The following is a 24,145-nucleotide window of genomic DNA, read 5'->3' as shown; positions in this document are numbered from 1 at the left end:
GTCCGGGGCTGCTGCAACACTGTCCTCCATGCGCATTGTGGTTCTGGCAGGCGGTATCGGCGGCGCCCGTTTCCTCCGCGGTCTGATGTCGGCGGCTCCGGACGCCGACATCACCGTCATCGGGAACACCGGCGACGACATCCACCTCTTCGGCCTCAAGGTCTGCCCCGACCTCGACACCGTGATGTACACCCTCGGCGGTGGCATCCACGAGGAGCAGGGCTGGGGCCGGGCCGACGAGACCTTCACCGTCAAGGAGGAGCTGGCGGCGTACGGGGTGGGGCCCGAGTGGTTCGGCCTCGGCGACCGCGACTTCGCCACGCACATAGTCCGTACGCAGATGATGGGCGCCGGCTATCCGCTGAGCGCCGTCACCGAGGCGCTGTGCGCCCGGTGGCAGCCGGGGGTGCGGCTGCTGCCCATGACGGACGACCGCGTCGAGACCCACGTCCTGATCGACGACCCCGCTGGTGAGGGCCGTAAGGCCATCCACTTCCAGGAGTACTGGGTGCGGCTGCGCGCCTCCGTGCCCGCCCATGCCGTCGTGCCCGTCGGCGCCGACCAGGCCAAACCGGCACCCGGCGTCCTGGAGGCCATCGCCGACGCCGACGTCGTCCTCTTCCCGCCGTCCAACCCGGTCGTCAGCGTCGGCACGATCCTCGCCGTGCCCGGCGTGCGCGAGGCCATCGCCGACGCCGGGGTCCCGGTCGTGGGCCTGTCCCCCATCGTGGGCGACGCGCCCGTGCGCGGCATGGCCGACAAGGTGCTCGCCGCCGTCGGCGTCGAGTCCACCGCCGCCGCCGTCGCCAAGCACTACGGCTCCGGGCTGCTGGACGGCTGGCTCGTCGACACCGTCGACGCGGGCGCGGTCGAGGAGGTCGAGGCCGCCGGGATCCGCTGCCGGGCGATCCCGCTGATGATGGCGGACCTCAAGGCCACGGCGGCGATGGCGGCCGAGGCACTGGCGCTGGCGGAAGAGGTGCGGGCATGACGGAACATGCGTCACATGCGTCACATGCGTCGCCCCAGTCGTACCAGTCGTACCAGGTGTGGGCGCTGCCCGGGATGCCCGAGGTGCGGCCCGGTGACGACCTCGCCAAGCTGATCGCCGACGCCGCGACCTCGGGCGGTCTGCCGGGGCTCGCGCACGGCGATGTGCTGCTGGTCACCTCCAAGATCGTCAGCAAGGCGGAGGGGCGCGTCGTCGAGGCGGCCGACCGCGAGGCGGCCATAGACGCCGAGACGGTACGGGTCGTGGCGCGGCGCGGCCGTACGCGGATCGTCGAGACCCGCCACGGTCTGGTCATGGCCGCCGCCGGGGTCGATGCCTCCAACACCCCTTCCGGGACGATCCTGTTGCTCCCCGAGGACCCCGACGCCTCGGCGCGGGCGATCCGGGCCGGGCTGCGGGAGGCGCTCGGTGTGGAGGTCGGCGTCATCGTCACCGACACGTTCGGGCGGCCCTGGCGGACCGGGGTCACCGATGTCGCCATCGGCGCGGCCGGAGTGCGGGTCCTGGACGATCTGCGCGGCGGAGTCGACGCGTACGGGAACGCGCTGAGCGCGACCATCGTCGCCACCGCTGACGAACTGGCCGCCGCGGGTGACCTGGTCAAGGGCAAGGCCGCGGGGCTGCCGGTGGCCGTGTTGCGGGGGCTTCCGCAGGTGGTGGAGTTCGAGGGGCTGGACGGGGTGGCCGCGTTCGAGGGGCCGGACGGGGCTGAGGAGTCCGAGGGCCCGGACGGGGCTGAGGGGTCCGGGCGGCGGGGGGTTGATGAGGACGGGGGCGCGCGGGCGTTGGTGCGCGGGGCCGCGGACGACATGTTCCGGCTGGGCACCTCCGAGGCCGTACGGGAGGCGGTGACGCTGCGCCGTACGGTGCGGGAGTTCACCGACGAGCCGGTGGACGGCGCGGCGGTGCGGCGCGCGGTCGCCGCGGCCGTCACCGCGCCGGCGCCGCACCATACGACGCCGTGGCGGTTCGTCCTGCTGGAGTCGGAGGAGTCGCGGACGCGGCTGCTGGACGCGATGCGGGACGCCTGGATCGCCGATCTGCGCGGGGACGGCTTCTCGGAGGAGAGCATCGCCAAGCGGGTGCGGCGCGGGGATGTGCTGCGGAAGGCGCCGTACCTGGTGGTGCCGTGCCTGGTAGCCGACGGCGCCCACACGTATCCCGATCCGCGGCGGAACACGGCGGAGCGCGAGATGTTCGTGGTCGCGGCCGGAGCCGGGGTGCAGAACCTGCTGGTCGCGCTGGCGGGTGAGGGGCTGGGCTCGGCGTGGGTGTCGTCCACGATGTTCTGCCGCCCCGTGGTGCGCGAGGTCCTGGGCCTGCCGGACGGCTGGGACCCGATGGGCACGGTCGCGGTCGGCCAGGCGGCGGTGCCGCCGGTGGCGCGGCCGGAGCGGGGGGTCGAGGGGTTCGTGGTGGTGCGGTAGGTGGTGGGCGGTGGGTGTTTGGTCGGCTGTTTGGGGTTTGGGGTGTCTGGGGCCAGGTTGTCCAGGGTTGGGTTGTCTGGTGGTCGGGGTTGTGCGGGCCGGTTGCGCGGTGGGGTCGCGTGCGCGGGGATTGGGGGCGCGCGTTGTGCGGAGTGGGAGCGCGGGTGCGGGGGCGGTTGCTGGGGTGCGCCTTGGGGTTGGCCGGGGTGGGTGGGGGCGGTTGGGCGCCGCAGGGCGGGGTGCGGGTCGGTGGTTTGGCGGGTGCGGTCCGTGGTGCGGCAGGTGCGGGTCGGTGGTTTGGCGGGGGCCGAAACGGTGGGGCGGCGGTGGGTCGTAGGGTGGCCGCGTGTGTGAGAGACGTGTCTGGAGTCCCCCGGGCCCCTATGACCTCGCGCGTAACCTCGGTGTACTGCAGCGAGGGCCTGGGGATCCCGCGTTTCAGGTCGGCGCGGACGGCGCGTTCTGGCGGGCGAGCCGGACTCCGGCCGGGCCCGGGACCCTACGGATCGCGCGCAAGGGCGCGGAGATCGAGGGGCGGGCCTGGGGGCCGGGGGCGGAATGGCTGCTGGACGGGCTGCTCGCCCTGCTCGGGGCGGATGACGACCCGTCGGCGTTCGTGCCCCGCCATCGACTCGTCCACGAGACGCATCGGCGTCACCCCGGCCTCCGGCTCATCCGGACCGGGCTGGTCCTGGAATCCCTGATCCCCTCGATCCTGGAGCAGAAGGTCACCGGCATCGAGGCGTACCGGGCCTGGCGGCTGCTGCTCCAACGCCACGGCGAGCCCGCGCCCGGCCCGGCGGAGGGGATGCGGATGCGGGTCATGCCCGATCCGCGGGGCTGGGCACTGATCCCGTCGTGGGAGTGGCATCGGGCGGGCGTGGACGTCAAGCGGTCCTCGACGATTCTGCGGGCGGTACGGGTTGCTCGGCGGCTGGAGGAAGCCGCCTCCATGGACCTTGCCGCCGCCTCGGCCCGGCTGCGGCTGATTCCGGGTATTGGGCCTTGGACGGCGGCGGAGACATTGCAGCGCAGTAATGGGATACCGGATGCGATCACGGTTGGCGATCTGCATTTGCCGGGAATTGTCGGGTATGCGCTGACGGGGGTGCGGGGGGCGGATGATGAGGCGATGCTTGAGCTTTTGGCCCCTTATGCGGGGCAGCGGTATCGAGCGGCGCGACTGATTTTGTTGTCCGGGCGGACGCCGCCTCGGCGGGCGCCTCGTTTGGCTGTGCGGGACTTTCGGGGGATGTAGGGCCTGCCTCGGGCTCTTGGGCACGGTCGCCGTTGCGGTCGCGGTCGCGGTTGTCGTTGCTGGGTGCGGTTGCCGTCGCTGGGTGCGGGGGTGCCTTCGGCGGTGAGCCCCCGCCCCGCCAGCGGTCGCCATCGCCGTTGCTGGGTGCGGGGCGGTGGGCGCCTTCGGCGGGGAGCCCCCACCCCGCCCCTTCCCGAAACGATGGGGCTCCGCCCCCTCGGCCCCCGCCGGGGCTCCGCCCCCGGCCCCGCTCCTCAATCGCCGGAGGGGCTGGAATACGGGGCTCGGCCCCGGGTCCCGCTCCTCAAACGCCGGGTGGCTGGGGTTGCGGGCCACGCCTCGGGCCACGCCCCTCAAGCGCCGGAGGGGCTGGGGTTGCGGGCCCCGCCCCGGGTCTCGTCTCTCGAGCGCCGGGTGGCTGGGGTTGCGGGGCTCCGCCCCGGATCCCGCTCCTCAAGCGCCGGAGGGGCTGGGTTTCCGCCGGGCAGGCTGGGCTTCCGCCGGGCAGGCTGGGGTTCCCCCGGGGGCTGGGGTTCCCCCGGGGGCTGGGGTTCCCCCGGGGGCTGGGGTTCCCCCGGGGGCTGGGGTTCCCCCGGGGGCTGGGTTTCTCGCCGTAGGCGGGGGTGTGGTGGGGCGGCTGGATGTCAGGCTTGTTACTGGTCGGATGAGAAGCGGACCGCGCCGGCCGGGATGTCGGCTCCGCACCACACCCGGACGCCGTCTCGTAGTTCGTTGTCGGGGCCGACGAGGGCGCCGTCGCCGACTACCGCGCCCTGGAGGACCGTGCGGGCGCCGATTCTCGCGCCCGCGCCGACGAGGGAGTCGTGGACCTGGGCACCCTCCTCCACGATGGCGCCCTCCAGCACCGTGCTGCCGTCGATGCGCGCGCCCGCGCCCACCCGGGCCTGGCGGCCGATGACCGTGCCGCCGGTGAGTTTGGCGTCGATCGCGACCGAGGCGCTGTCCAGGACGAGGCGGTCGCCGCAGCGGCCCGGCACGGCCGGGGAGGGGGCGTGGCCCAGCACCAGGTCCGCGGAGCCGCGGACGAACGCCTGGGGGGTGCCCAGGTCGAGCCAGTAGGTGGAGTCGACCATGCCCTGGAGGTGGGCGCCCTCCGCCAGCAGACCGGGGAAGGTCTCGCGCTCCACGGAGACGGGGCGGTCGGCGGGGATGGTGTCGATGACCGAGCGGTTGAAGACGTACGCGCCCGCGTTGATCTGGTCGGTGACGATCTCCTCGGGGGTCTGCGGCTTCTCCAGGAAGGCGGTGACCCTGCCCCGTTCGTCCGTGGGCACCAGCCCGTACGCGCGCGGGTCCGGGACCCGGGTGAGGTGCAGGGAGACATCGGCGCCCGTCGTGCGGTGGTTGTCGACGAGGGCACGGATGTCGAGGCCGGTGAGGATGTCGCCGTTGAAGATGAGCACCGGGTCGTCGGGGCCGGAGCGCAGCCGGGAGGCGACGTTGCGGATGGCGCCGCCGGTGCCGAGCGGTTCCTCCTCCGTGACGTACTCCAGGTGCAGGCCGAGCGAGGCGCCGTCACCGAAGTACGGCTCGAAGACCTCCGCCAGATAGGACGTGGCGAGCACGATGTGCTCGACTCCGGCGGCGCGGGCGCGGGCGAGTTGGTGGGTCAGAAACGGAACGCCGGCCGCCGGGACCATCGGCTTGGGAGTGTGCACCGTCATCGGGCGCAACCGGGTTCCCTTGCCGCCGACCAGGAGGATCGCCTCTGGCGATGGCGTTGCTGGCGCATTGGTCACGTACGTCTCTGCTTCCTGCTGGGGCTCGCCGGTCGGCGGCCAGTGTATGCAGATCCCCGGACCGCGCCTGATCAGCGCCCCTGGAGGCGGGCGGCCGTCTTCCGTACCGAACCGAGCTTCTCGTAGAGACGCTTGCCGGGGCACTCGGTGGCGAAGCCGTCGCGGTGACCTGCGATCACATGGAGCTTTACGTTGGCGCCCTTTTTGTACTTGTTGCCGCCGCCCGACACCAGATGCGTCGTGCCGCGCGGATTCCGCTTGAAGAGACCCAGTTTCCACGCGGTGAGCTTGGCGACGGCCTTCACTGCCTTGGCCGAGGGCTTCTTGGAGGTGAAAGTGCCGAGGACGGCGATGCCCGTGCTGTTGGTGTTGAAGCCCAGCGTGTGCGCCCCGCGTACGGCTTTGGTCACACCGCCGGAGCGGCCTTCGTAGATTTTCCCGCACTTGTCGATGGTGAAGTTGTAGCCGTAGTCACGCCATCCCAGGCTCTTCACGTGGTAGCGGTAGATACTGCGCAAAACGGAGGGCGCCTGTGAGCAGCTGTAGTTGTTGCCCGTCACGGTGTGGTGGATGAAGGCGACCTTCACGGTCTTGCTGTAGACGTGGCCCGTTTCACGGATCTTCTCGTCGGCGCCCCAGCCCGCGCGCGTGACGATGCCGGGCCGCGGCGCGCGGTAGCGGGCGGCACCCGCGTTGGCCGCCTCGGCATCGGCGTCGACCTCGGCATCGGCATCGGCATCGAGCGCGCTGGGCGTCGGGGCAGTGGTTACGGAGGAGGAGGGTCTGGGAGTCGGCTTCGCGGACGACGTGGGGGGCAAGGACGGTCCGGCGGACGGTCCCGACGGCCCGGAGGCCCCCCAGGACGGCCTTCCCGGCGAACCCACCACCGTCGGCTTCGAACCCGGCCTCGCACCGGGCCTCGCGCCCGGCGACGCCCCATCCCCCGCCGTCGGCGCCGGATGCCCCGGAAGCGCGCGGAGCGCGGCCCGGTCCGGCCCCGGCGGCGCCGTGGGCTCACCCGGCTCGATCAGCTCCAGCCGCAGCCCGGACGGCAGGGCCCCCGCGCCCGCCGTCGCCGCGTCCGCCGACCCCGCGTCCGCCGTCGCCGACCCCGCGCCCCCCGCCCGCGCGTCGACCGTCGCCGTCGCCGATCCCGCATCCGCGTCCGTCGCCGCCCGTTCCGGCCGTACCCGCGCCTGGACGGCGTCCGAGGCGCCGACCCACAGTGGCGCGGTGCCGCCGTGGGCCCGTGCGCCGCGGAGTTCGGGCGAGTCCGGGTCGGGACCCTCGTCCCCGTACGGCAGCAGCTCGCGCCATGGCGACCACGCGCCGCCGACCGCACGGGTACGCACCTCCGCCCGGCCGCGGAGCTCGGCGGCGGGCCGGTTCCAGACGACGCCGACGAGCGAGAACGGCCGCACGCCCGACGCGGTGACGCCCCGCTCGACCACGGCGCCTCCGCGTCCGGCGGCCACACCCCGGTCCGGTCCGCCGCCCTCGAGCGAGCGCAGCGGGCGCAGCGGCCGCAACGGCAGCGACTGCGTGGACCCGGCGGCGACAGTGCGCTCGGCGCGCTCGGCGCGGGCCTGGGCGGGGCCGGGGTGCAGGGCGAGGGGAAGGGCGAGGGCGGCGGTGCACGCGACGCCGATCGAGGATGCCAGGTATGCACGCATGATTGAAATCGTCTACATAAGGGGACAAACCTGTCCATTCGGAAGAGCGCACACGTCGCGGACCGTCCGGTGACCCGGACCCCACCGACCCCATCCGCGCCGCAACTTCGGCGCGTAGGCTTGCGCGGGTGAACGCCACCGATCGCACCCCCGCCGACCTGCTGGGATCCGCGCTCGACGCGGATCCCTCCCGCCCGCTCGTAACCTTCTACGACGACGCCACGGGCGAACGCGTCGAACTCTCCGTGGCCACCTTCGCCAATTGGGTGGCGAAGACCGCCAATCTGCTCCAGGACGATCTCGCCGCGGCGCCCGGCGACAGATGCGCGCTACTGCTCCCCGCCCACTGGCAGACCGCCGTGTGGCTGGTGGCCTGCTCCTCGGTCGGGGTCCTCGTGGACATCGGGGGCGACCCGGCCTCCGCCGACCTCGTCGTCAGCGGCCCGGACAGCCTCAAGGAGGCGCGGGAGTGCTCCGGGGAGCGGGTGGCGCTGTCGCTTCAGCCGCTGGGCGGCCGCTTCCCCCAGTTGCCGGAGGGGTTCGCGGACTACGCCGTGGAGGTGCCCAGCCAGGGCGACCGCTTCGCCCCGTACTCCCCCGTGGACCCGTATACGCCCGCGCTGGCCGTCGGCGGTGTGGAGCTGACGAGCGCCGAGGTGGTGGAGCGGGCGGCCGCCGACGCCGCCGGGCGGGGGCTCGGGCCCGGTTCGCGGATCCTGTCGGGGCTGTCGTACGGCACTTGGGAGGGGCTGTCGTACGGGCTGTACGCGCCGCTGGCCAGTGGCGGTTCGGTGGTGCTCTGCCGCCACCTGGACCGGCTGGACGAGAAGGGGCTTGCCGGGCGCAAGGAGAGCGAGCGCGTCACCGCCACCACGCCCTGAGCCCAAGACCGCACCCACCACACCTCGAGCCGACCGCACCACCACGCCCTGAGCCCAAGACCGCCACCACACCCTGAGCCGACCGCACCCACCACGTCCCGAGGCCGCACCCACGCCCCCGGCCGCGCCCCGGCCTGCCCCCAAAACCCGGCCGCCCCTCTCCTGACCCGTCCGGCGGGCCGAGAGCCGAGTCCACGGGCCGCGCCGCCCACCCCCGCGCGATGATCTACGGATACGTACAACCATGTACGGGCTTCGCATGTCTGTTCCGTCAATCGGGATCCCGGCATGCGATGCCGCTCCGCCCTCCGGGCGGAAGACGGGTGGGAGGACGCGGACGTGACGACCGACAGCTCTGAGCCTGCGCCGAGACGCAGGCGCCGCTGGCCGCGCGTCCTCGCGCTGGGCGCGGCCTTGCTGGTGCTGTCGGTCGCCGGGGTGGGGTGGTGGTTCTACGAGCGCCTCGACGGCAATATCCACACCGATACCCGGACCGCGAACGAGCTGAAGAAGTACGAGGCCGAGCGGCCGGTGTCGGTGGTGCGGGACGCGCAGAACATCCTGCTGATCGGTTCCGACAACCGGGGCGGCAAGGGCAACGGCAAGTACGGCAAGGACACCGGCACGCAGCGCTCGGACACCACGATCCTGCTGCATCTGCAGGCCGGCGGTAAGAGCGCCACGGCCGTCTCCATCCCGCGCGACCTGATGGTGGACATCCCGGCCTGTGAGGGGGCGGACGGCAAGCGCGCCCAGGCCCGGTTCGCCCAGTTCAACTGGGCGTTCGAATCCGGTGGCGCGGCCTGTTCGATCCGCACCGTCGAGAAGCTGACCGGGATCCGCGTCGACCACCACATGATCGTGGACTTCAGCGGCTTCAAGCGGCTGGTGAACGCGGTCGGCGGGGTGGAGATGTGCCTGAAGGAGCCCGTGGACGACGCCGAAGCGCATCTGAAGCTGCCCGCGGGCCGTCAGGTCCTCCACGGCGAGCAGGCCCTGGGCTATGTGCGCGCCCGGTACAGCATCGGCGACGGCAGCGACACGGAGCGCATCGGACGGCAACAGGAGTTCATGAGCTCGCTTGTGAAGAAAGTGCAGAGCAATGGTGTGCTGCTCAATCCCGCGAAGCTGTATCCGGTGCTCAACGCCGCGACGTCCTCGCTGACCACGGATCCGGGCCTGGATTCGCTCAAAGATCTGTACGCTCTGGCGCGCGGGGTGCGGGACATCCCCCGGGACAAGATCCGCTTCCTCACGATTCCGCGGCAGCCCTACACGTACGACAAGAACCGCGATGAGCTCGTCCAACCCGATGCCGACCGCCTGTTCCGGCAGTTGCGGCTGGATCGGCCGGTGCCGGTGTCCCACGCCGTCACGGCCTCGGCGGGCGGCGGGCCGAAGGCCGCCGACCTCACCGGGTACCAGGGGACGACCGCGGCGCGCGGCATCTGCGAGTAAAAGGACCATAAGGGCGGCCCATGATTCGTGAAGGATCGGATAAGGATTGAGCAGATTGCCCAGTTGTAGGGAAGTGGAATTTGTCACCGGCGTCGCTTGACGCTGATCTGGACGGATAGTGTGAGCGATCCGGTGCGCTCTACGAGGTGGCCGCGCACTGCATGAAGACAGTTGGAGCGCCTTGAGGGGGAGGCGCCGCGTGGCACCGACGGAGGACACAGGCGACCGTGGACGCGCAAGGCCCTGGCGGGGCGGGTGACTTCGACCCAGCCGATCAGTGGGTGTTCGACCCGAATACGGGCAACTACGAGCTGCGGCTGAATCCCGCCGAGACATCGGCGGACGACACCACGGAGCTGCGACGGGTCTCCAGATCGTCGAGCGGCGACGGCACCACCGGCTCCGAGCCCAGAGGGCGCCGCCGCGCGGCCAAACGAGAGGCGGAGAAGGAGACGGCGACGGGCCCGGTCAGCCGTCGCAAGCCGAAGCCGAAGAAGTCGAAGACGAAGAAGGCGCTCTACTGGGGCAGCGGCACCCTGGCCTTCCTGCTGGTGGGCGGTTCGGCCGCGGCGTACTTCGTCTATCAGCACCTGAACAACAACATCAGCAAGGTGGACGTCGGCGAGAACAACGCCGCGGTCTCCGACGGCCCGATGAACATCCTGCTGATCGGCACCGACCGCCGGGACGGCAAGGGGAACGAGGGCTACGGCGACGCGGGCAGCGTCGGCCACGCCGACACCACCCTGCTGTTCCACGTCTCCGCGGACCGGTCGAACGCGACGGTGCTGAGCTTCCCGCGCGACATGATCACCGACATCCCGGACTGCACCGTGAAGGAAGACGGCCGGCGGAAGAAGATCCCGGGCGAGGACGAGGTGCGGTTCAACACCAGTCTGGGACAGGAGGGCCGCGACCCCGGCTGCACCTGGCAGACGGTGGAGAAGATCACCGGGCTGGAGGTCGACCACTTCATGATGGCCGACTTCAACGCGGTCAAGAGCATGTCCACGGCGGTCGGCGGGGTGGACATCTGCCTCGGCAAGGACATCAACGACCCCAAGTCGCACCTGAACCTGAAGAAGGGGCGGCACACGGTCGAGGGCGAGCAGGCCCTGGCGTTCGTCCGGACCCGGCACGCCGTCGGCTTCGGCGGCGACCTGGACCGGATCAAGCTCCAGCAGCAGTTCCTGAGCTCGCTGATGCGCAAGATGAAGTCCAGCGGCACGCTCTCCAGCCCGGGCAAGATGTGGGACCTGGCCCAGACCGCCACCAAGGCGCTCACCGTGGACACCGGGATCGGCACCGTCTCCAAGCTGGCCTCGCTGGGGAAGAACCTGAGCAAGGTCGATCTCAAGAACGTCACCTTCGCGACGGTTCCGGTCGTCGACAACACCGACGGTGCGACCGTGCTGCTCGACAAGACCAAGGCCGAGCCGCTGTTCTCCATGGTCCGGCAGGACGTCTCGCTGACCGAGGTCAAGAAGAAGGAGAAGGCGGCCAAGGACGAGCAGGCGGCGCGGCTCAAGGGGCCGAAGGCCGATCCCGCCGACGTCCGGGTCAAGGTGCTCAACGGCAGCGGGCAGTTCGGCGCCGCCCAGGAGACCGTCGACTGGATGCAGAACACCGAGGGGATGTCCCGCACCAGCAACGGCGGAAACGCTCCGTCAGAACTGAAGAAGACGACGCTGGAGTACGCTCCCAACCAGGCCGACCAGGCGCGTCGGCTGGCCGACAGCATGGGGCTGCCCGCCTCCGCCATGAAGGAAGGCACGAAGGACGCCGAGCCGATGGCGGAGATGACGCTGACGCTGGGCGCGGACTTCAAGGGCGCCGGCACACCGATCTCCGCCCCGTCGAAGGCGCCGAAGGACATTCAGAGGGTCGAGGCCGACGACAAGGACGTCTGCGCCAAGTGACCGTCGCCGGCCAGCGGATCCACCCTCGTCCATCGGGCCGGACGACCGAGAGACTGCGGGGAGGGCCCGATGCGGCAGAGCAGTGTGCGGGGGGAGAGAGGGCGGCGGGCCACCGTTCCCGAACCACGTGAGCAGGGTGAGGACGACAGTCCGCCGAAAGGGGAGGGCCCCGCGCCGCACGGCGCGGGGCACCGGCGGGGCGGTCAGGGGCGGCCGAAGCGGAGCCGCGGGGTGCGGATCCTGCGCTGGACCGCCCTGACGCTGGCCGTGCTGGTGCTCGGCGCGGCCGGCGCCGGATACTTCTACTACGAACATCTGAACGGCAATCTGAAGAAGGAGGATCTGGACCTCGGCGACAGCAAGATCGGCAAGCCCGAGCCCAACGCCGCCGGACAGACCCCCCTCAACATCCTGCTCATCGGCTCCGACAGCCGGAACACCGCGGAGAACGTCAAGCTGGGCGGCGCCAAGCAGGACGCGGACCGCAAGCCGCTGGGCGATGTGCAGATGCTGGTGCACGTCTCCGCCGACCGCGGCAACATGTCGGTGGTCAGCATCCCGCGCGACACCCGCGTGACCATCCCCCGGTGCACCGATCCGCACGACGGCACGGTGTATCCGAAGACCGAGGGGGCCATCAACCAGTCGCTCCAGCACGGCGGCCCGGGCTGCACGGTCGCCACCTGGAAGGAGCTCACCGGCGTCTACATCGATCACTTCATGATGATCGACTTCTCCGGGGTGGTCTCCATGGCGGACGCCATCGGCGGCGTCCCGGTGTGCGTGGACAACAACGTCTACTCCCATGACAGCAAGGGCCATGGCTCCGGGCTGAAGCTGACCAAGGGCACCCACAACGTCAAGGGCATCCAGGCCCTCCAGTGGCTGCGCACCCGCTACGGCTTCGAGGACAACAGCGACATCGGCCGGGCCAAGGCCCAGCACATGTATATGACGTCGATGATCCGCCAGCTGAAGTCGGGCACCAAGCTCAGCGACCCGGGCAAGCTGATGGACCTCGCGGAGGCCGCCACCGACGCGCTGACCGTCGACCACGGCCTCGGCACCGTCAAGAAGCTCTACGACCTGGGCAATGACCTCAAGCGGGTGCCGACCAAGCGCACCACCATGATCACCATGCCCTGGGAGTACGGCGGCGGCGGGGAGTACGTACTGCCCAAGCCGGGCGACGCCGAGCAGACCTTCTCGCTGCTGCGCAACGACATAAGCCTGGACGGCAAGGACAAGAAGAAGCCCGACGCCACCCCGGCGCCCACCGCGCCCAAGGAGCAGCTCCCGGTGGTGGTGCAGAACGGCACCGCCAGCACCGTCCTTGGGCCGGTCTCCGGCCGGGCCGCGGTCATCACCTCCGAACTGGCGCGGCTGGGCTACGCCAAGGCCACCGCGAACACGGTGCTCATCTCGCAGGCCGACACCACCGTCCTCTACCCGGACGAGCCCCGGCAGGGCGACGCCCTGGCCGTGGCCAAGGCACTGAAGCTGCCGAAGTCCGCGGTGAAGTCATCGAAGTCGGTGCGGGAGGTCACCCTGGTGGTCGGCAACGACTGGCGCGAGGGCACCGCCTATCCGAAGACGGCGGCGGACGACGGCGACAAGACGCCCAAGAGCGCGGACGCGCTCAACGGCGAGGAGAAGGGCTGTATGAAGGTCAACCCGGGCTACACCTTCTGACGGCACGGCCCTCGTAGGACACCCGGCGGCCCCCGTCACGGCATGTCACGGCATGCGGAGGGGCCGGACCCGATGCGGGTCCGGCCCCTCCGGCGTACATGCCGTACGTGGCGGCGTACGTGGCGTACGGGCGCGGCTACTGCGCCATGACCGCCGGGCGGCGGCTGGCGATGACCCTCTTGGCGAGCGCCCGCGGGCTGGTCAGAAAGCCCCAGCCCCACGACATGTGCATGGTCGCGAGCGCCACCGGGATCCGCAGCCGGGCCGTCACCGGAAGCCCCCTGCCCGCGGGGAGCGAGCCCGCGACGATCGCGGCCAGATAGCCGCCGGGGATCACGAAGCCCCACGGGGTGGCCGCCGCGCCCAGCACGATGCCCGCCGCGATGGCGACCACCGCGGTCGGCGGTGCGAGATAGCGCAGATTGATCGAGCCCTGGTGGAAGCGGGCCACGACATGGCGCCAGCGGCCGTAGTCCTTGTACTGCTTGGCCAGGGCCCGCACGTTCGGCCGCGGCCGGTAGGAGACCTTCAGCTCGGGCGAGAACCAGATCAGCCCGCCCGCCTCGCGGATCCGGAAGTTCAGCTCCCAGTCCTGGGCGCGGATGAACTCCTCGTTGTACCCGCCCTGCTGTTCGAGCGCCTCACGCCGGAAGACGCCCAGATAGACGGTCTCGGCGGGGGCCGCCTCACCACCGGTGTGGAAGGCCGCGTTGCCCACCCCGATCTTGGAGGTCATGGCGGCGGCGACGGCCTTCTCCCAGTCGTTCTCGCCCTCGGCGTGCATGAGCCCGCCGACGTTCTGCGCGCCGGTCTCCTCCAGGAGCCGTACGGCGGTCGCGATGTAGTCGGGCGAGAGCATGCCGTGGCCGTCGACCCGGACCACCACCGGATGGCGGGACGCCTTGATCGCCGCGTTCAGGGCGGCGGGGGTGCGGCCCGTGGGGTTGGGGACCGTATGCACCCGGGGGTCCTCCGCCACCAGTTCGGCGGCGATCTCGTCGGTGCGGTCCGCGGACGGGCCGAGCGCGATCACCACCTCCATCTCACCGTCGTACTCCTGCTCCAGGATGTGCCGTACGGCATTGCGCAGATGGCGTTCCTCATTGAGCACCGGCATGATCACGGAGACGGCCGGGAGCTGATGCGGGGGCATGGCACCTCGGGGTTCGGGGGCCGGGCCCCAGGAGACTGGGGGCGGGGGCCCCAAAAGACTGCGGTTTCCGGGCCACGTTACCGCGAATGGGGGACGCCGGAACGCGCCGCCCGGGTGGCAGCGCCCCGTACGGGCGGCGTGGGGCCGTCAAGGCGATCGTCGTATGGGCCTACGGTGAGGCGGTTCCGCCCAGCCCGCCGAAGTTCACGGAGGTCCCCTTCAGTGAGTGCACCGGCCCGATCGCCGCACCCGTCGCGCCCCCGCTCCCGCCGCCCCCGCTGGGGGCTGCGGCTGGCCACGGGCGGCGCCTGTCTGGTGCTGGCGGTCAGCGGCATCGGGCATCTACTGGTCAGGGAGCTCGATTCCGGGATCCACCGGGTGGATGCCTTCGGCGGCCTGGACAACCGGCCGAAGAACACCGGCGGGGGCGTCAACTTCCTCGTGGTCGGCACGGACGGACGGGAGAAGATCACGCCCCGGGAGAAGGCGCTGTACCGGCTGGGCGGAGCCCCCTGCCGCTGCACGGACACGATCATGCTGATGCATCTGTCGGGCGACCACCGCCGGGTGAGCGCGGTCAGCCTGCCCCGCGACTCGTACGCCAGGATCCCCGCGTACACCGACGCCACCGGCAAGCGCCATCCGAGCCATCCGCGGAAGCTCAACGCCGCGTACGCCGAGGGTGGGCCGAGCCTGACCGTGCGCACCGTGGAGCATCTGACCGGCGTCCATATCGACCACTACCTCGAGGTGGACTTCACCAGCTTCATGAAGACGGTCGATGTGCTCGGCGGGGTGAAAATCTGCACCGCGCGGCCGCTCAAGGACGACCACACGGGCCTTGACCTGCCGGCCGGCACCCATGTCCTGAACGGCGGCCAGGCGCTGCAGTACGTCCGCTCCCGGCATGTGGACGGCACCTCCGACCTGGGCCGGATCCAGCGGCAGCAGCGCTTCATGGCGGCCGTGGTCCACCAGACCACGGCCGGGGGCATCCTGCTCAACCCGGTGCGGTTCAACCGGGTGGCCGGGGCGCTGCTGGGCTCGGTCCGCGCCGACCACGGTTTCAGCGCGGAGGACTTGGTCGCCCTGGGCCGGGCCATGAGCGGGGTCACCCCCAGGTCCTCGGAGTTCGCCTCGGTCCCGGTGGTGCTGCCCGGTGTGCCGGTGAAGGGGGCCGGCTCCACGCTCCGCTGGAACCGGGCCAAGGCCGAGCGGCTCTTCACCACCCTCCGCGAGGACCGGCCGCTCGTCACCCACCGCCCGAAGCGTGTCCGGGCCACCCCGGTCGACGTGGACCCGGCCCGGATCCGGGTGCATGTGCTCAACGGCACCAATACGACGGGGCTCGCCCGCCGCGCGGACCGCGCGCTGCACGCCACCGGCTTCGCCACCACCGGCTCCCCCGCCGACGCCGCGACCCCCGACGTCCGGCACACGGTGATCGCGTACGACCCCGTCTGGGACCGCTCCGCGCGCTCCCTGGCGGCCGCGCTGCCCGGGGCCCGGCTGAAGCCGGTGGTCGGGCAGGGCGCGGTGATGCAGATCACGATCGGCGCGGACTACAAGGGCGTCCGGCCGGTGCGGGTCGAGGCGCCGAAGACCGATGCCGCCGGGTTCGGGGCCGTCACCGGCGACGAGGTCGTCTGCCCCGAGGGCGGCGCCACCCGCTCCCTCTGACCCCGCGGGTCACGGCCGGTCGGTGCCGACCACAGGGGGCACGGCCGGCCGGCGCTGCCCCGGAGGTCACGGCCGGTCGGCGCTGCCTCGGGGGTCACGGCCGGTCGGTGCCCTCGGTGGTGTCGTGGGCGCGCCCGGCGGTGCGCTGGGCGCGGAGTTCCTTGATCGCGCGGCGGCGGGCCAGCCGGTGGGTCCGGCGGATCTCGGCCTCCTGGTAGCGCCGCTTGTCCCGCTCGCTCTCCGGGATGACCGGGGGCACGGCCCGGGGCTTGCCGTCGGCGTCGACGGCGGCGAAGACCAGATAGGCGCTGCCGACCTGGGTGGCAGGCGTGGACTCGTTCCACCGCTCGGCCAGTACCCGTACCCCGATCTCCATGGAGGACCGGCCGGTCCAGTTGACCTGGGCCTTCACATGGACGAGGTCGCCGACTCTGACCGGTTCGAGGAAGGCCATCTCATCCATCGACGCGGTGACCGCGGGCCCCTCGGAGTGGCGTCCGGCGACCGCTCCGGCGGCGTCGTCCACCAGCTTCATGATCACGCCACCGTGGACGGTCCCGAGGAGATTGGTGTCACTGCCGGTCATGATGTGTGACAGCGTGGTACGGGAGGCGGAGGTGGGCTTTCCCGGAAGCTCCGGTTCCGCACCCTGGGCCGGTTTGGTCATGTCGTCCACCTTATGCGGACCAGATTCTTATCAGGTCTGCAACAGCCCTGCCGCGATCCGGCACCCGCCCTGTAATGCGACCCACCCGACCAGGCACACTGCATTGCATGAGCGAATGGCCCCAGGGATGGTCCGGCGACGGTAGCGGCCGGTACGGACGTGGTAGCGGCAGCGCCGAGCCGGAGGGGGCTCGCGCCATGCCACAGGTGAGGCGCGGCGCGCCCGGTGCGGGCGGTCCACCGCCGTACGACGAGCCACCGCTGCCGCCCGACCTCTCGCCCCACGGCACCGTTCCGCGGCAGCAGGCGTCCCAGGGCTATGACGACTACGACGACGGTTACAACACCGGTCAGGTCTACGGCGGCGGCAACGGCGGGCCGGGCGGCGGCAACGGCCCCGGTGGCCCCGGCGGCCCCGGCCCGCGCCCGGTGAGGCCGAAGAACTGGAAGCGCCGGATAACCATCGGCCTGGTCACCCTGATCGTCCTGCTGCTCGCCGTCGGCATCGGCACCTATATCTGGGCCGACTCCAAGCTCCGCAACGAGGTGGACCTGAGCAAGGTCGAGGACCGGCCGGGCGGCGGCAAGGGAACCAACTACCTGATCGTCGGTTCGGACAGCCGCGAGGGCATGTCCGACGAGGACAAGAAGAAGCTGCACACCGGCTCGGCCGACGGCCGCCGCACCGACTCCATGATCCTTCTCCATGTCGGTGAGAACGGGAACACCATGGTCAGCCTCCCGCGTGACTCCTGGGTCACGATCCCGGCCTTCACCGGCTCGGAGAGCGGCCGGCGGATCCCGCAGAGCCAGAACAAGCTGAACGCCTCGTTCTCCTCCGAAGGCCCCGGACTGCTCGTCCGCACGATCGAGTACAACACCGGCCTGAAGATCGACCACTACGCGGAGATCGGCTTCGACGGCTTCGCCAACCTGGTGGACGGCGTCGGCGGCGTCGACATCGACATCCCGCAGGACATGAAGGACAAGAAGTCCGGCAATGACCTGAAGAAGGGCAAGCAGACGCTGAACGGCCAGCAGGCGCTCGCCTTCGTCCGGCAGCGCTACGGCCTCGCGGGCGGCGACCTGGACCGCACCAAGAACCAGCAGAAGTTCCTGTCCGCGCTGGCCAACAAGGCGGCCTCGCCGAGCACGATCATGAACCCGTTCAAGCTCTACCCGACGATGGGCGCCGGTCTGGACAACCTGATCGTCGACAAGGACATGAGCCTGTGGGACGTGAAGGACATGTTCTTCGCGATGAAGGGTGTCTCCGGCGGCGACGGCAAGCAGATGAACATGCCGATCTCCAACCCCGGCCTGGCCACCTCCAAGGGCAGCGCCGTGCAGTGGGACATGGCCAAGGTCAAGCAGCTGATGAGCGAGCTGAAGAACGACGACAAGGTCACCGTCTCCAGCAACTGAGCAGGACCGGAAAAGACCGCTGCCGGGCCCGACGGGCCCGGCAGCGGTCTTTTGTCTTCGAGGACCACGGAACAGGAGACTACGGAAGGTTGCGCGCCATCACGATGCGCTGGACCTGGTTGGTGCCCTCGTAGATCTGCGTGATCTTGGCGTCGCGCATCATCCGCTCGAGCGGGTAGTCACGGGTGTAGCCGTAGCCGCCGAGCAGCTGGACGGCGTCCGTGGTGATCTCCATCGCGGCGTCGGAGGCGTAGCACTTGGCCGCCGCGCCGAAGAACGTCAGGTCCTCCTTGCCGCCGCCGAGGGCCACCCGCTCGGACCGGGCCGCCGCCGCGTAGGTGAGCTGCCGGGCGGCCTCCAGCTTCATCGCCATGTCGGCGAGCATGAACTGCACGCCCTGGAAGTCGCCGATCGGCTTGCCGAACTGCTTGCGCTCCTGGACGTAGCCCTTGGCGTAGTCGAGCGCGCCCTGGGCGATGCCGAGGGCCTGGGCGGCGATGGTGATCCGGGTGTGGTCGAGGGTCTTCATGGCGGTGGCGAAGCCGGTGCCCTCGGTGCCGATCATCCGGTCGGCGGGGATGCGGACGTTGTCGAGGTAGACCTCGCGGGTCGGGGAGCCCTTGATGCCGAGCTTCTTCTCCGGGGCGCCGAAGGAGACGCCCGGGTCGGACTTCTCGACGACGAAGGCGGAGATGCCCTTGGAGCGCTTCTCGGGGTCCGTGACGGCCATCACCGTGTAGTACTCGGAGACCCCGGCGTTGGTGATCCAGCGCTTGACGCCGTTGAGCACGTAGAAGTCGCCGTCGCGGACCGCCTTGGTCTTCATCCCGGCCGCGTCCGAGCCCGCGTCCGGCTCGGAGAGACAGTACGAGAACATCGCGTCGCCCTTGGCGAGCGGGGCCAGGTACCGCTTCTTCAGCTCCTCGGAGCCGGAGAGGATCACCGGCAGCGAACCCAGCTTGTTGACCGCGGGGATCAGGGAGGAGGAGGCGCAGACCCGGGAGACCTCCTCGATGACGATCACGGTGGCCAGCGCGTCCGCGCCCGAACCGCCGTAGGACTCGGGGACGTGCACCGCATGCAGATCGTTCGCGACGAGGGCGTCCAGCGCCTCCTGGGGGAAGCGGGCCTCCTCGTCGACCTCGGCGGCATAAGGGGCTATCTTCGCCTCGGCGAGAGAGCGGACGGCGTCCCGGAGCATGTCGTGCTCTTCGGACGGCCGGTACAGGTCGAAGTCGTTCACCGAGGACGCCAAGCCTCTCACTCCCCATAGAGCGCTAACTACCGTTAAGTAACTGAATTCTAGGGGCGCCGCCTCGATAGGTATACGTGAGCTACCTGACAGAGTCGGCTGAGCCCGCCCCCCGGTCCCGACTATGCTCAGGCACCGCATCTGCGATCGACCGTTCTGGAGCACTGCATGGCCCTCAAGATCACCGTGATCGGCACCGGCTACCTCGGCGCCACCCACGCAGCGGCCATGGCGGAGCTGGGCTTCGAGGTGCTGGGCCTCGACGTCGTGCCCGAGAAGATCGCGATGCTCACCCAGGGCCGGGTGCCGATGTACGAACCCGGGCTCGAGGGGCTGCTGCGGCGCCACACCGTGGGGATCGAGGGGTCCAGCGGGCGGCTGCGCTTCACCACCTCCTACGAGGAGGCCGGGGAGTTCGGAGACATCCACTTCATCTGTGTGAACACCCCCCAGAAGCACGGCGAGTACGCCTGTGACATGAGCTACGTGAACTCCGCGGTGGAGTCGCTCGCCCCGCATCTGCGCCGCCCCGCGCTGGTCGTGGGCAAGTCCACGGTGCCGGTCGGCAGCGCCGACCTGCTCGCGGCCCGGCTGGCCGAGCTGGCCCCGGTGGGGGCGGACGCGGAGCTCGCCTGGAACCCGGAGTTCCTGCGCGAGGGGTTCGCCGTCCAGGACACCCTGCACCCGGACCGGATCGTGGTCGGCGTCGCGGGCGACCGGGCCGAGAAGCTGCTGCGCGAGGTGTACCAGACGCCCATCGGCGAGGGCTCGCCGTTCGTGGTGACCGACTTCCCGACCGCCGAGCTGGTCAAGGTCGCCGCCAACTCCTTCCTGGCGACCAAGATCTCCTTCATCAACGCGATGGCCGAGGTCTGCGAGGCCGCGGGCGGCGATGTGGTCAAGCTCGCCGAGGCCATCGGCTACGACGAGCGCATCGGCAAGAAGTTCCTGCGGGCCGGGATCGGTTTCGGCGGCGGCTGTCTGCCGAAGGACATCCGGGCCTTCATGGCGCGCGCCGGTGAACTCGGCGCCGACCAGGCGCTGACCTTCCTCCGCGAGGTCGACTCGATCAACATGCGCCGCCGCGGCCATATGGTCGAGCTGGCCCGCGAGGCCGTCGGCGGCGCCTTCCTGGGCAAGCGGGTCGCCGTGCTGGGCGCGACCTTCAAGCCGGACTCCGACGACGTCCGGGACTCCCCCGCGCTCAACGTGGCCGGGCAGATACAGCTGCAGGGCGCCCAGGTGACCGTCTTCGACCCCAAGGGCATGGAGAACGCCCGGGCGCTCTTCCCGACCCTCGCCTACGCCCCGACCGCGGCCGCGGCGGCGGAGGGCGCCCATGCGGTGCTGCACCTCACCGAGTGGCGCGAGTTCCGCGAGCTGGACCCGGCGAGCCTCGGCTCGGTCGTCGCCGAGCGCCGGATCCTCGACGGGCGCAACGCGCTGGACCCCGACGTCTGGCGGGACGCCGGGTGGACGTACCGGGCGCTCGGCCGCCCGATGGCATAAGGCCAAGGCTTCCCGTTTGACGGGGCCCGTTCGGTCAACTCGGGACGGGACCCGAGGAGGAGCCATGACCATCGCCAAGTTGAGCGTCACCGCCGTCGACTGCCCCGACCCCACCGCGCTCGCCCACTTCTACCAGCAGGTGCTGGGCGGTGAGATCAAGAACGAGGGGAAGCCCTGGGTCGATCTCCACCTGCCCGACGGGGCGCGGCTGGCCTTCCAGGAGGCGCCCGGCTTCGTGGCGCCGAGCTGGCCGTCGGCGAAGGAGTCGCAGCAGCTGCACTTCGATCTGCGGGTGACCGATATGGCGGCGGCGCAGGAGCGGGTGCTGGCGCTGGGGGCCCGTGCGCTGGACCTCGACGACGACGGCGGGAAGCGGGACTTCCGCGTCTTCGCCGATCCGGCGGGGCACCCCTTCTGTCTGATCCATCCCTGACCGGTCCATCCCTGACCGGTCCATCCCGCAAAGCCCTCCGCTCCCACCGGAGGGCGTCCGGTGGGAGCGGAGCGGGGTGCTCTCAGCGGCGGGGGCGGCGGCCCTTCTCCTGCTTCGGCGGGGTCTGGTCGGCGCCCGGGAGGGTCGGCTCGGGCAGGTTCTCGACGTCCTTCTTGGCCTGCTCCAGCTGCTCGGCCGTGTCATCCGGCAGCCTCGGCGGCTTCGGCGCGGCGTGCGAGAAGCCGAAGGCGGAGGTGAGGTCGCCGAAGGAGCGGCGGCGCCACTGGCTGATGTTGGGCTCCTCGACGCCGGTCAGCCGCTCCAGGAAGCGGAGCACCGAGGTGTGGTCGAACGCCTCGCCCGCGGCCCAGCCGCCCACCGTCCACGGCGAGACGATCAGGCACGGCACCCGGAAGCCACCGCCGATGGGCAGACCGCCCACGAACTCGTCCACGGTCCCGGGCTTGGGCGTGGGCGGCGGGACATGGTCGAACAGCCCGTCGTTCTCGTCGTAGTTGAGGATGAAGACGGTCTTGCGCCACACCTCGGGGTTGGACGCGATCGCCTCGATCTTGGAGGCGACGTAGTCGGCACCGGCGGCGGGCAGATAGTCCGGGTGCTCGGACTGGGTGCTGGTGGGGATGATCCAGGAGACGGTCGGCAGCCGGTCGTTGCGGGCGTCCTCCTCGAAGGTCCCGGCGGGGCTGACGGTCATGGCGCGGTCGTACAGCGGATCGCCGGGCTTGGCGTCCTGGAACTGCTGGAACTGCTCCAGGAGGTTGCAGCCGTAGTCGTCCTCCTCCTGGTACACCTTCCAGCTGACCCCGGCGTTCTGCAGCCGCTCGGCGTACGTCGTCCAGCGGTACGGCTTGGGCGCCTTGTTCTCCAGGACCGGGCCGCCCTTGACACCGGCCGGGTCGATGGTGCCCGTCATCCAGTACAGCCGGTTGGGCCAGGTGGGGCCGAAGACCGAGCAGAAGTAGTTGTCGCAGATCGTGAACGCCTCGGCGAGCGCGAACTGGAACGGAATGTCCGCACGGGTGTGGTAGCCCATGACGTACGGACCGTTCTTGCCGTCGGCCTTACGGTGCGCGGGCAGCCACTTGTCCATGGCGCCGTCGTTCCACGCCTCGTGCTGCACCGACCAGGCGTGGCTGGTGGAGGGGATCGCCTGGGCGCTGGTGGAGTGGGTGTCCAGGTGGAACGGGAGCAGATAGCCGTCCGGGTTCTCCGCGTCCGGCTGGTGGAAGACGGACTTGCCGGTGGAGAGGGTCAGGGCGTCCGGGTCGGCGAAGCCGCGGACCCCCTTGAGGGTGCCGAAGTAGTGGTCGAACGAGCGGTTCTCCTGCATCAGCAGGACGACGTGCTCGACGTCGTGGAGGGAGCCGCCCTTGGCCGGGCCGGCGGCTATCGCCTGCTGCACGCTCGGCGGCAGCAGCGACGCGGCCGCGCCCGCACCGAGCGTGCTGGCGGCGGCACCCAGGAGTCTACGGCGGGTGAAGTCGGGCATAACGCCTCTTTCTCGTTGAGCGCGTGAGAGATCGTCAGACCGCTTCGACTGTCTCGCCCGCAAGGCAACGAGGAAGAGGAGCATTACGTGAACGATGCATCAAGGCATCGCAAAGGCACCAAGGGCCGCTAAAGGGGCTGTTGGTGTGTCAGGCGGAGCCGTTGCCGTTCAGTTACCCGGCGGCGTTCGGCTCGGCGTTCGGCTAGGCGTCCGGCTCGGCGGCGTCCAGTTGGTCGATCGTCGCGATGGACGGGCCGCGTGTGGTTTGCGCCGCGCGTGCCGCGTCCTCCGCGCCGCGCAGCGTACGGACCGCGTTCTGCCAGGTCAGCTTGGCCAGGTCGGCCGGTGACCAGCGGCGGTCGAGGAGCTCGGCCACCAGGTTCGGATAGCCCGCGACATCGCCCAGGCCCTCCGGGGTGAAGGCGGTTCCGTCGAAGTCGCCGCCGATGCCGATGTGGTCGATGCCCGCCGCCTCGCGCATGTGGTCGAGGTGGTCGGCGACAGTCGACACGGTGGCCATGGGGCGCGGGTTGGCCTCCTCGAAGGCGCGCTGCACCTTCATCGCGGCGGGCGTCATCTCCAGCGGATGCAGCCCATGGGCGCGCATGTTCTCATCCGCCTCCCGGGTCCAGGCGACCGCCTCGGGCAGCACGAACTTGGGCACGAAGGTGGCCATCGCCACACCCCCGTTGGCGGGCAGCGACTCCAGCACGTCGTCCGGGATGTTGCGCGGATGGTCGCAGACGGCGCGCGCGGAGGAGTGCGAGAAGACCACGGGCGCCTCGGTCACCCGGAGCGCGTCCCGCATGGTGTCGGCCGAGACATGGGAGAGGTCGACGAGCATGCCCAGCCGGTTCATCTCACGCACCACCTCCTCGCCGAAGCGGGTGAGGCCGTGTGCCTTCGGCTCGTCGGTCGCCGAGTCCGCCCAGGGGACGTTGTCGTTGTGGGTGAGCGTCATATAGCGCACGCCGAGGTCGTAGAGGGTGCGCAGGGTGGCCAGGGAGCAGTTGATGCTGTGGCCGCCCTCCGCGCCCATGAGGGAGGCGATACGGCCCTCGGTCCGGGCCGCCTCCATGTCGTCGGCGGTGAAGGCTGGGCGCAGATCGGTCGCGTACCGGTCGGTGAACCGGCGGACGACGTCGATCTGTTCGAGGGTGGCGCTGACCGCCGTGTCGCCCTGGAAGTCGGAGCGGACGAACACCGACCAGAACTGGGCGCCTACGCCGCCGGTTCGGAGGCGGGCGATGTCGGTGTGGGTGTACGGGGTGAGGTCGGTGGCCATGTCGCGCTGGTCGAGGTCGTAGCGGACCTGCTCGCGCAGGGCCCAGGGGAAGTCGTTGTGGCCGTCCACGATGGGGTGGGTGGCCAGCAGGTCGTGGGCTTGCGCGAGGTGATCGGTCATCCTCGTAGTTTCGCGTGGGGGGCGGCCGAAGT

At 70.9% G+C, this 24,145-nt stretch carries 18 protein-coding genes; 11 read left to right on the top strand and 7 right to left on the bottom strand.

Annotated elements, in window-relative coordinates; genetic code table 11:
• The first annotated feature begins 28 nt into the window (after positions 1–28).
• The 3 genes from cofD (at position 29) to LIV37_RS29810 (ending at position 3,697) form a co-directional block, all read left to right on the top strand.
• On the top strand, positions 29–991 hold the full coding sequence (gene cofD, locus LIV37_RS29820; RefSeq protein WP_020870809.1) for a 2-phospho-L-lactate transferase: 963 nt from the start codon (positions 29–31) through the stop codon (positions 989–991).
• Positions 988–2,439, top strand: coding sequence for a coenzyme F420-0:L-glutamate ligase (locus LIV37_RS29815; protein ID WP_020870808.1), 1,452 nt, complete (start codon positions 988–990; stop codon positions 2,437–2,439). The genes cofD and LIV37_RS29815 overlap by 4 nt, the downstream gene beginning before the upstream one ends.
• Positions 2,440–2,785: 346 nt before the next feature.
• Positions 2,786–3,697: a DNA-3-methyladenine glycosylase family protein gene (locus tag LIV37_RS29810; protein ID WP_020870807.1), complete on the top strand. Its 912-nt coding sequence runs from the start codon at positions 2,786–2,788 to the stop codon at positions 3,695–3,697.
• Between the two features lie 653 nt (positions 3,698–4,350).
• On the opposite strand, the gene manB is transcribed toward LIV37_RS29810, so the two are convergent.
• Positions 4,351–5,457, bottom strand: a complete 1,107-nt coding sequence (gene manB / locus LIV37_RS29805) for a mannose-1-phosphate guanylyltransferase (protein WP_121824350.1) — start codon at positions 5,455–5,457, stop codon at positions 4,351–4,353.
• 71 nt (positions 5,458–5,528) lie between these two features.
• Positions 5,529–7,130, bottom strand: coding sequence for an N-acetylmuramoyl-L-alanine amidase (locus LIV37_RS29800; protein ID WP_121824351.1), 1,602 nt, complete (start codon positions 7,128–7,130; stop codon positions 5,529–5,531).
• Between the two features lie 128 nt (positions 7,131–7,258).
• On the opposite strand from LIV37_RS29800, the gene LIV37_RS29795 reads away from it, so the two are divergent.
• From LIV37_RS29795 to LIV37_RS29780, 4 genes are all read left to right on the top strand, one after another.
• Positions 7,259–8,011: a TIGR03089 family protein gene (locus LIV37_RS29795; RefSeq protein ID WP_020870805.1), complete on the top strand. Its 753-nt coding sequence runs from the start codon at positions 7,259–7,261 to the stop codon at positions 8,009–8,011.
• A gap of 339 nt (positions 8,012–8,350) precedes the next feature.
• Complete coding sequence (locus LIV37_RS29790) at positions 8,351–9,469, top strand: LCP family protein (protein ID WP_121825184.1); 1,119 nt, start codon at positions 8,351–8,353, stop codon at positions 9,467–9,469.
• A 227-nt stretch (positions 9,470–9,696) separates the two neighbouring features.
• The gene (locus LIV37_RS29785) at positions 9,697–11,388 is read left to right on the top strand and encodes an LCP family protein (RefSeq protein ID WP_121824352.1); all 1,692 of its coding nucleotides are present in this window, start codon (positions 9,697–9,699) and stop codon (positions 11,386–11,388) included.
• A gap of 69 nt (positions 11,389–11,457) precedes the next feature.
• A complete protein-coding gene (locus tag LIV37_RS29780; protein ID WP_121824353.1) occupies positions 11,458–13,080 on the top strand; it encodes an LCP family protein in 1,623 nt (540 codons plus the stop codon).
• Positions 13,081–13,216: 136 nt separating this feature from the next.
• Here LIV37_RS29780 and LIV37_RS29775 read toward each other — a convergent pair whose 3' ends face one another.
• Positions 13,217–14,233: a glycosyltransferase family 2 protein gene (locus LIV37_RS29775; RefSeq protein WP_020870801.1), complete on the bottom strand. Its 1,017-nt coding sequence runs from the start codon at positions 14,231–14,233 to the stop codon at positions 13,217–13,219.
• A 222-nt stretch (positions 14,234–14,455) separates the two neighbouring features.
• On the opposite strand from LIV37_RS29775, the gene LIV37_RS29770 reads away from it, so the two are divergent.
• Positions 14,456–15,913, top strand: coding sequence for an LCP family protein (locus LIV37_RS29770; protein WP_020870800.1), 1,458 nt, complete (start codon positions 14,456–14,458; stop codon positions 15,911–15,913).
• A gap of 94 nt (positions 15,914–16,007) precedes the next feature.
• On the opposite strand, the gene LIV37_RS29765 is transcribed toward LIV37_RS29770, so the two are convergent.
• Positions 16,008–16,580: an acyl-CoA thioesterase gene (locus LIV37_RS29765; RefSeq protein WP_020870799.1), complete on the bottom strand. Its 573-nt coding sequence runs from the start codon at positions 16,578–16,580 to the stop codon at positions 16,008–16,010.
• Between the two features lie 107 nt (positions 16,581–16,687).
• On the opposite strand from LIV37_RS29765, the gene LIV37_RS29760 reads away from it, so the two are divergent.
• Entirely contained in the window at positions 16,688–18,004 is a 1,317-nt protein-coding gene (locus tag LIV37_RS29760) for an LCP family protein (protein ID WP_167525786.1), read from the top strand.
• A gap of 79 nt (positions 18,005–18,083) precedes the next feature.
• On the opposite strand, the gene LIV37_RS29755 is transcribed toward LIV37_RS29760, so the two are convergent.
• Complete coding sequence (locus tag LIV37_RS29755) at positions 18,084–19,259, bottom strand: acyl-CoA dehydrogenase (protein ID WP_121824354.1); 1,176 nt, start codon at positions 19,257–19,259, stop codon at positions 18,084–18,086.
• Between the two features lie 165 nt (positions 19,260–19,424).
• Here LIV37_RS29755 and LIV37_RS29750 point away from each other — a divergent pair, with 165 nt between their 5' ends.
• The gene (locus LIV37_RS29750; RefSeq protein ID WP_020870797.1) at positions 19,425–20,765 is read left to right on the top strand and encodes a UDP-glucose dehydrogenase family protein; all 1,341 of its coding nucleotides are present in this window, start codon (positions 19,425–19,427) and stop codon (positions 20,763–20,765) included.
• A 64-nt stretch (positions 20,766–20,829) separates the two neighbouring features.
• A complete protein-coding gene (locus LIV37_RS29745; RefSeq protein ID WP_020870796.1) occupies positions 20,830–21,198 on the top strand; it encodes a VOC family protein in 369 nt (122 codons plus the stop codon).
• Between the two features lie 82 nt (positions 21,199–21,280).
• On the opposite strand, the gene LIV37_RS29740 is transcribed toward LIV37_RS29745, so the two are convergent.
• Both LIV37_RS29740 and LIV37_RS29735 read right to left on the bottom strand, forming a co-directional pair.
• Positions 21,281–22,708 (bottom strand): alkaline phosphatase family protein, encoded by a 1,428-nt coding sequence (locus tag LIV37_RS29740; protein ID WP_020870795.1) that lies wholly within the window; start codon positions 22,706–22,708, stop codon positions 21,281–21,283.
• Between the two features lie 202 nt (positions 22,709–22,910).
• Positions 22,911–24,113 carry a dipeptidase gene (locus LIV37_RS29735; RefSeq protein WP_020870794.1) on the bottom strand — a complete coding sequence of 401 codons (1,203 nt, stop codon included), beginning with the start codon at positions 24,111–24,113 and terminating at the stop codon, positions 22,911–22,913.
• Positions 24,114–24,145: the final 32 nt, after the last annotated feature.

Source organism: Streptomyces rapamycinicus NRRL 5491, from assembly GCF_024298965.1.
In the GTDB taxonomy this organism is placed as follows: domain Bacteria; phylum Actinomycetota; class Actinomycetes; order Streptomycetales; family Streptomycetaceae; genus Streptomyces; species Streptomyces rapamycinicus.
Note: the sequence above shows the minus strand (reverse complement) of the source record. Positions and strands in the feature narration are given on the sequence as shown.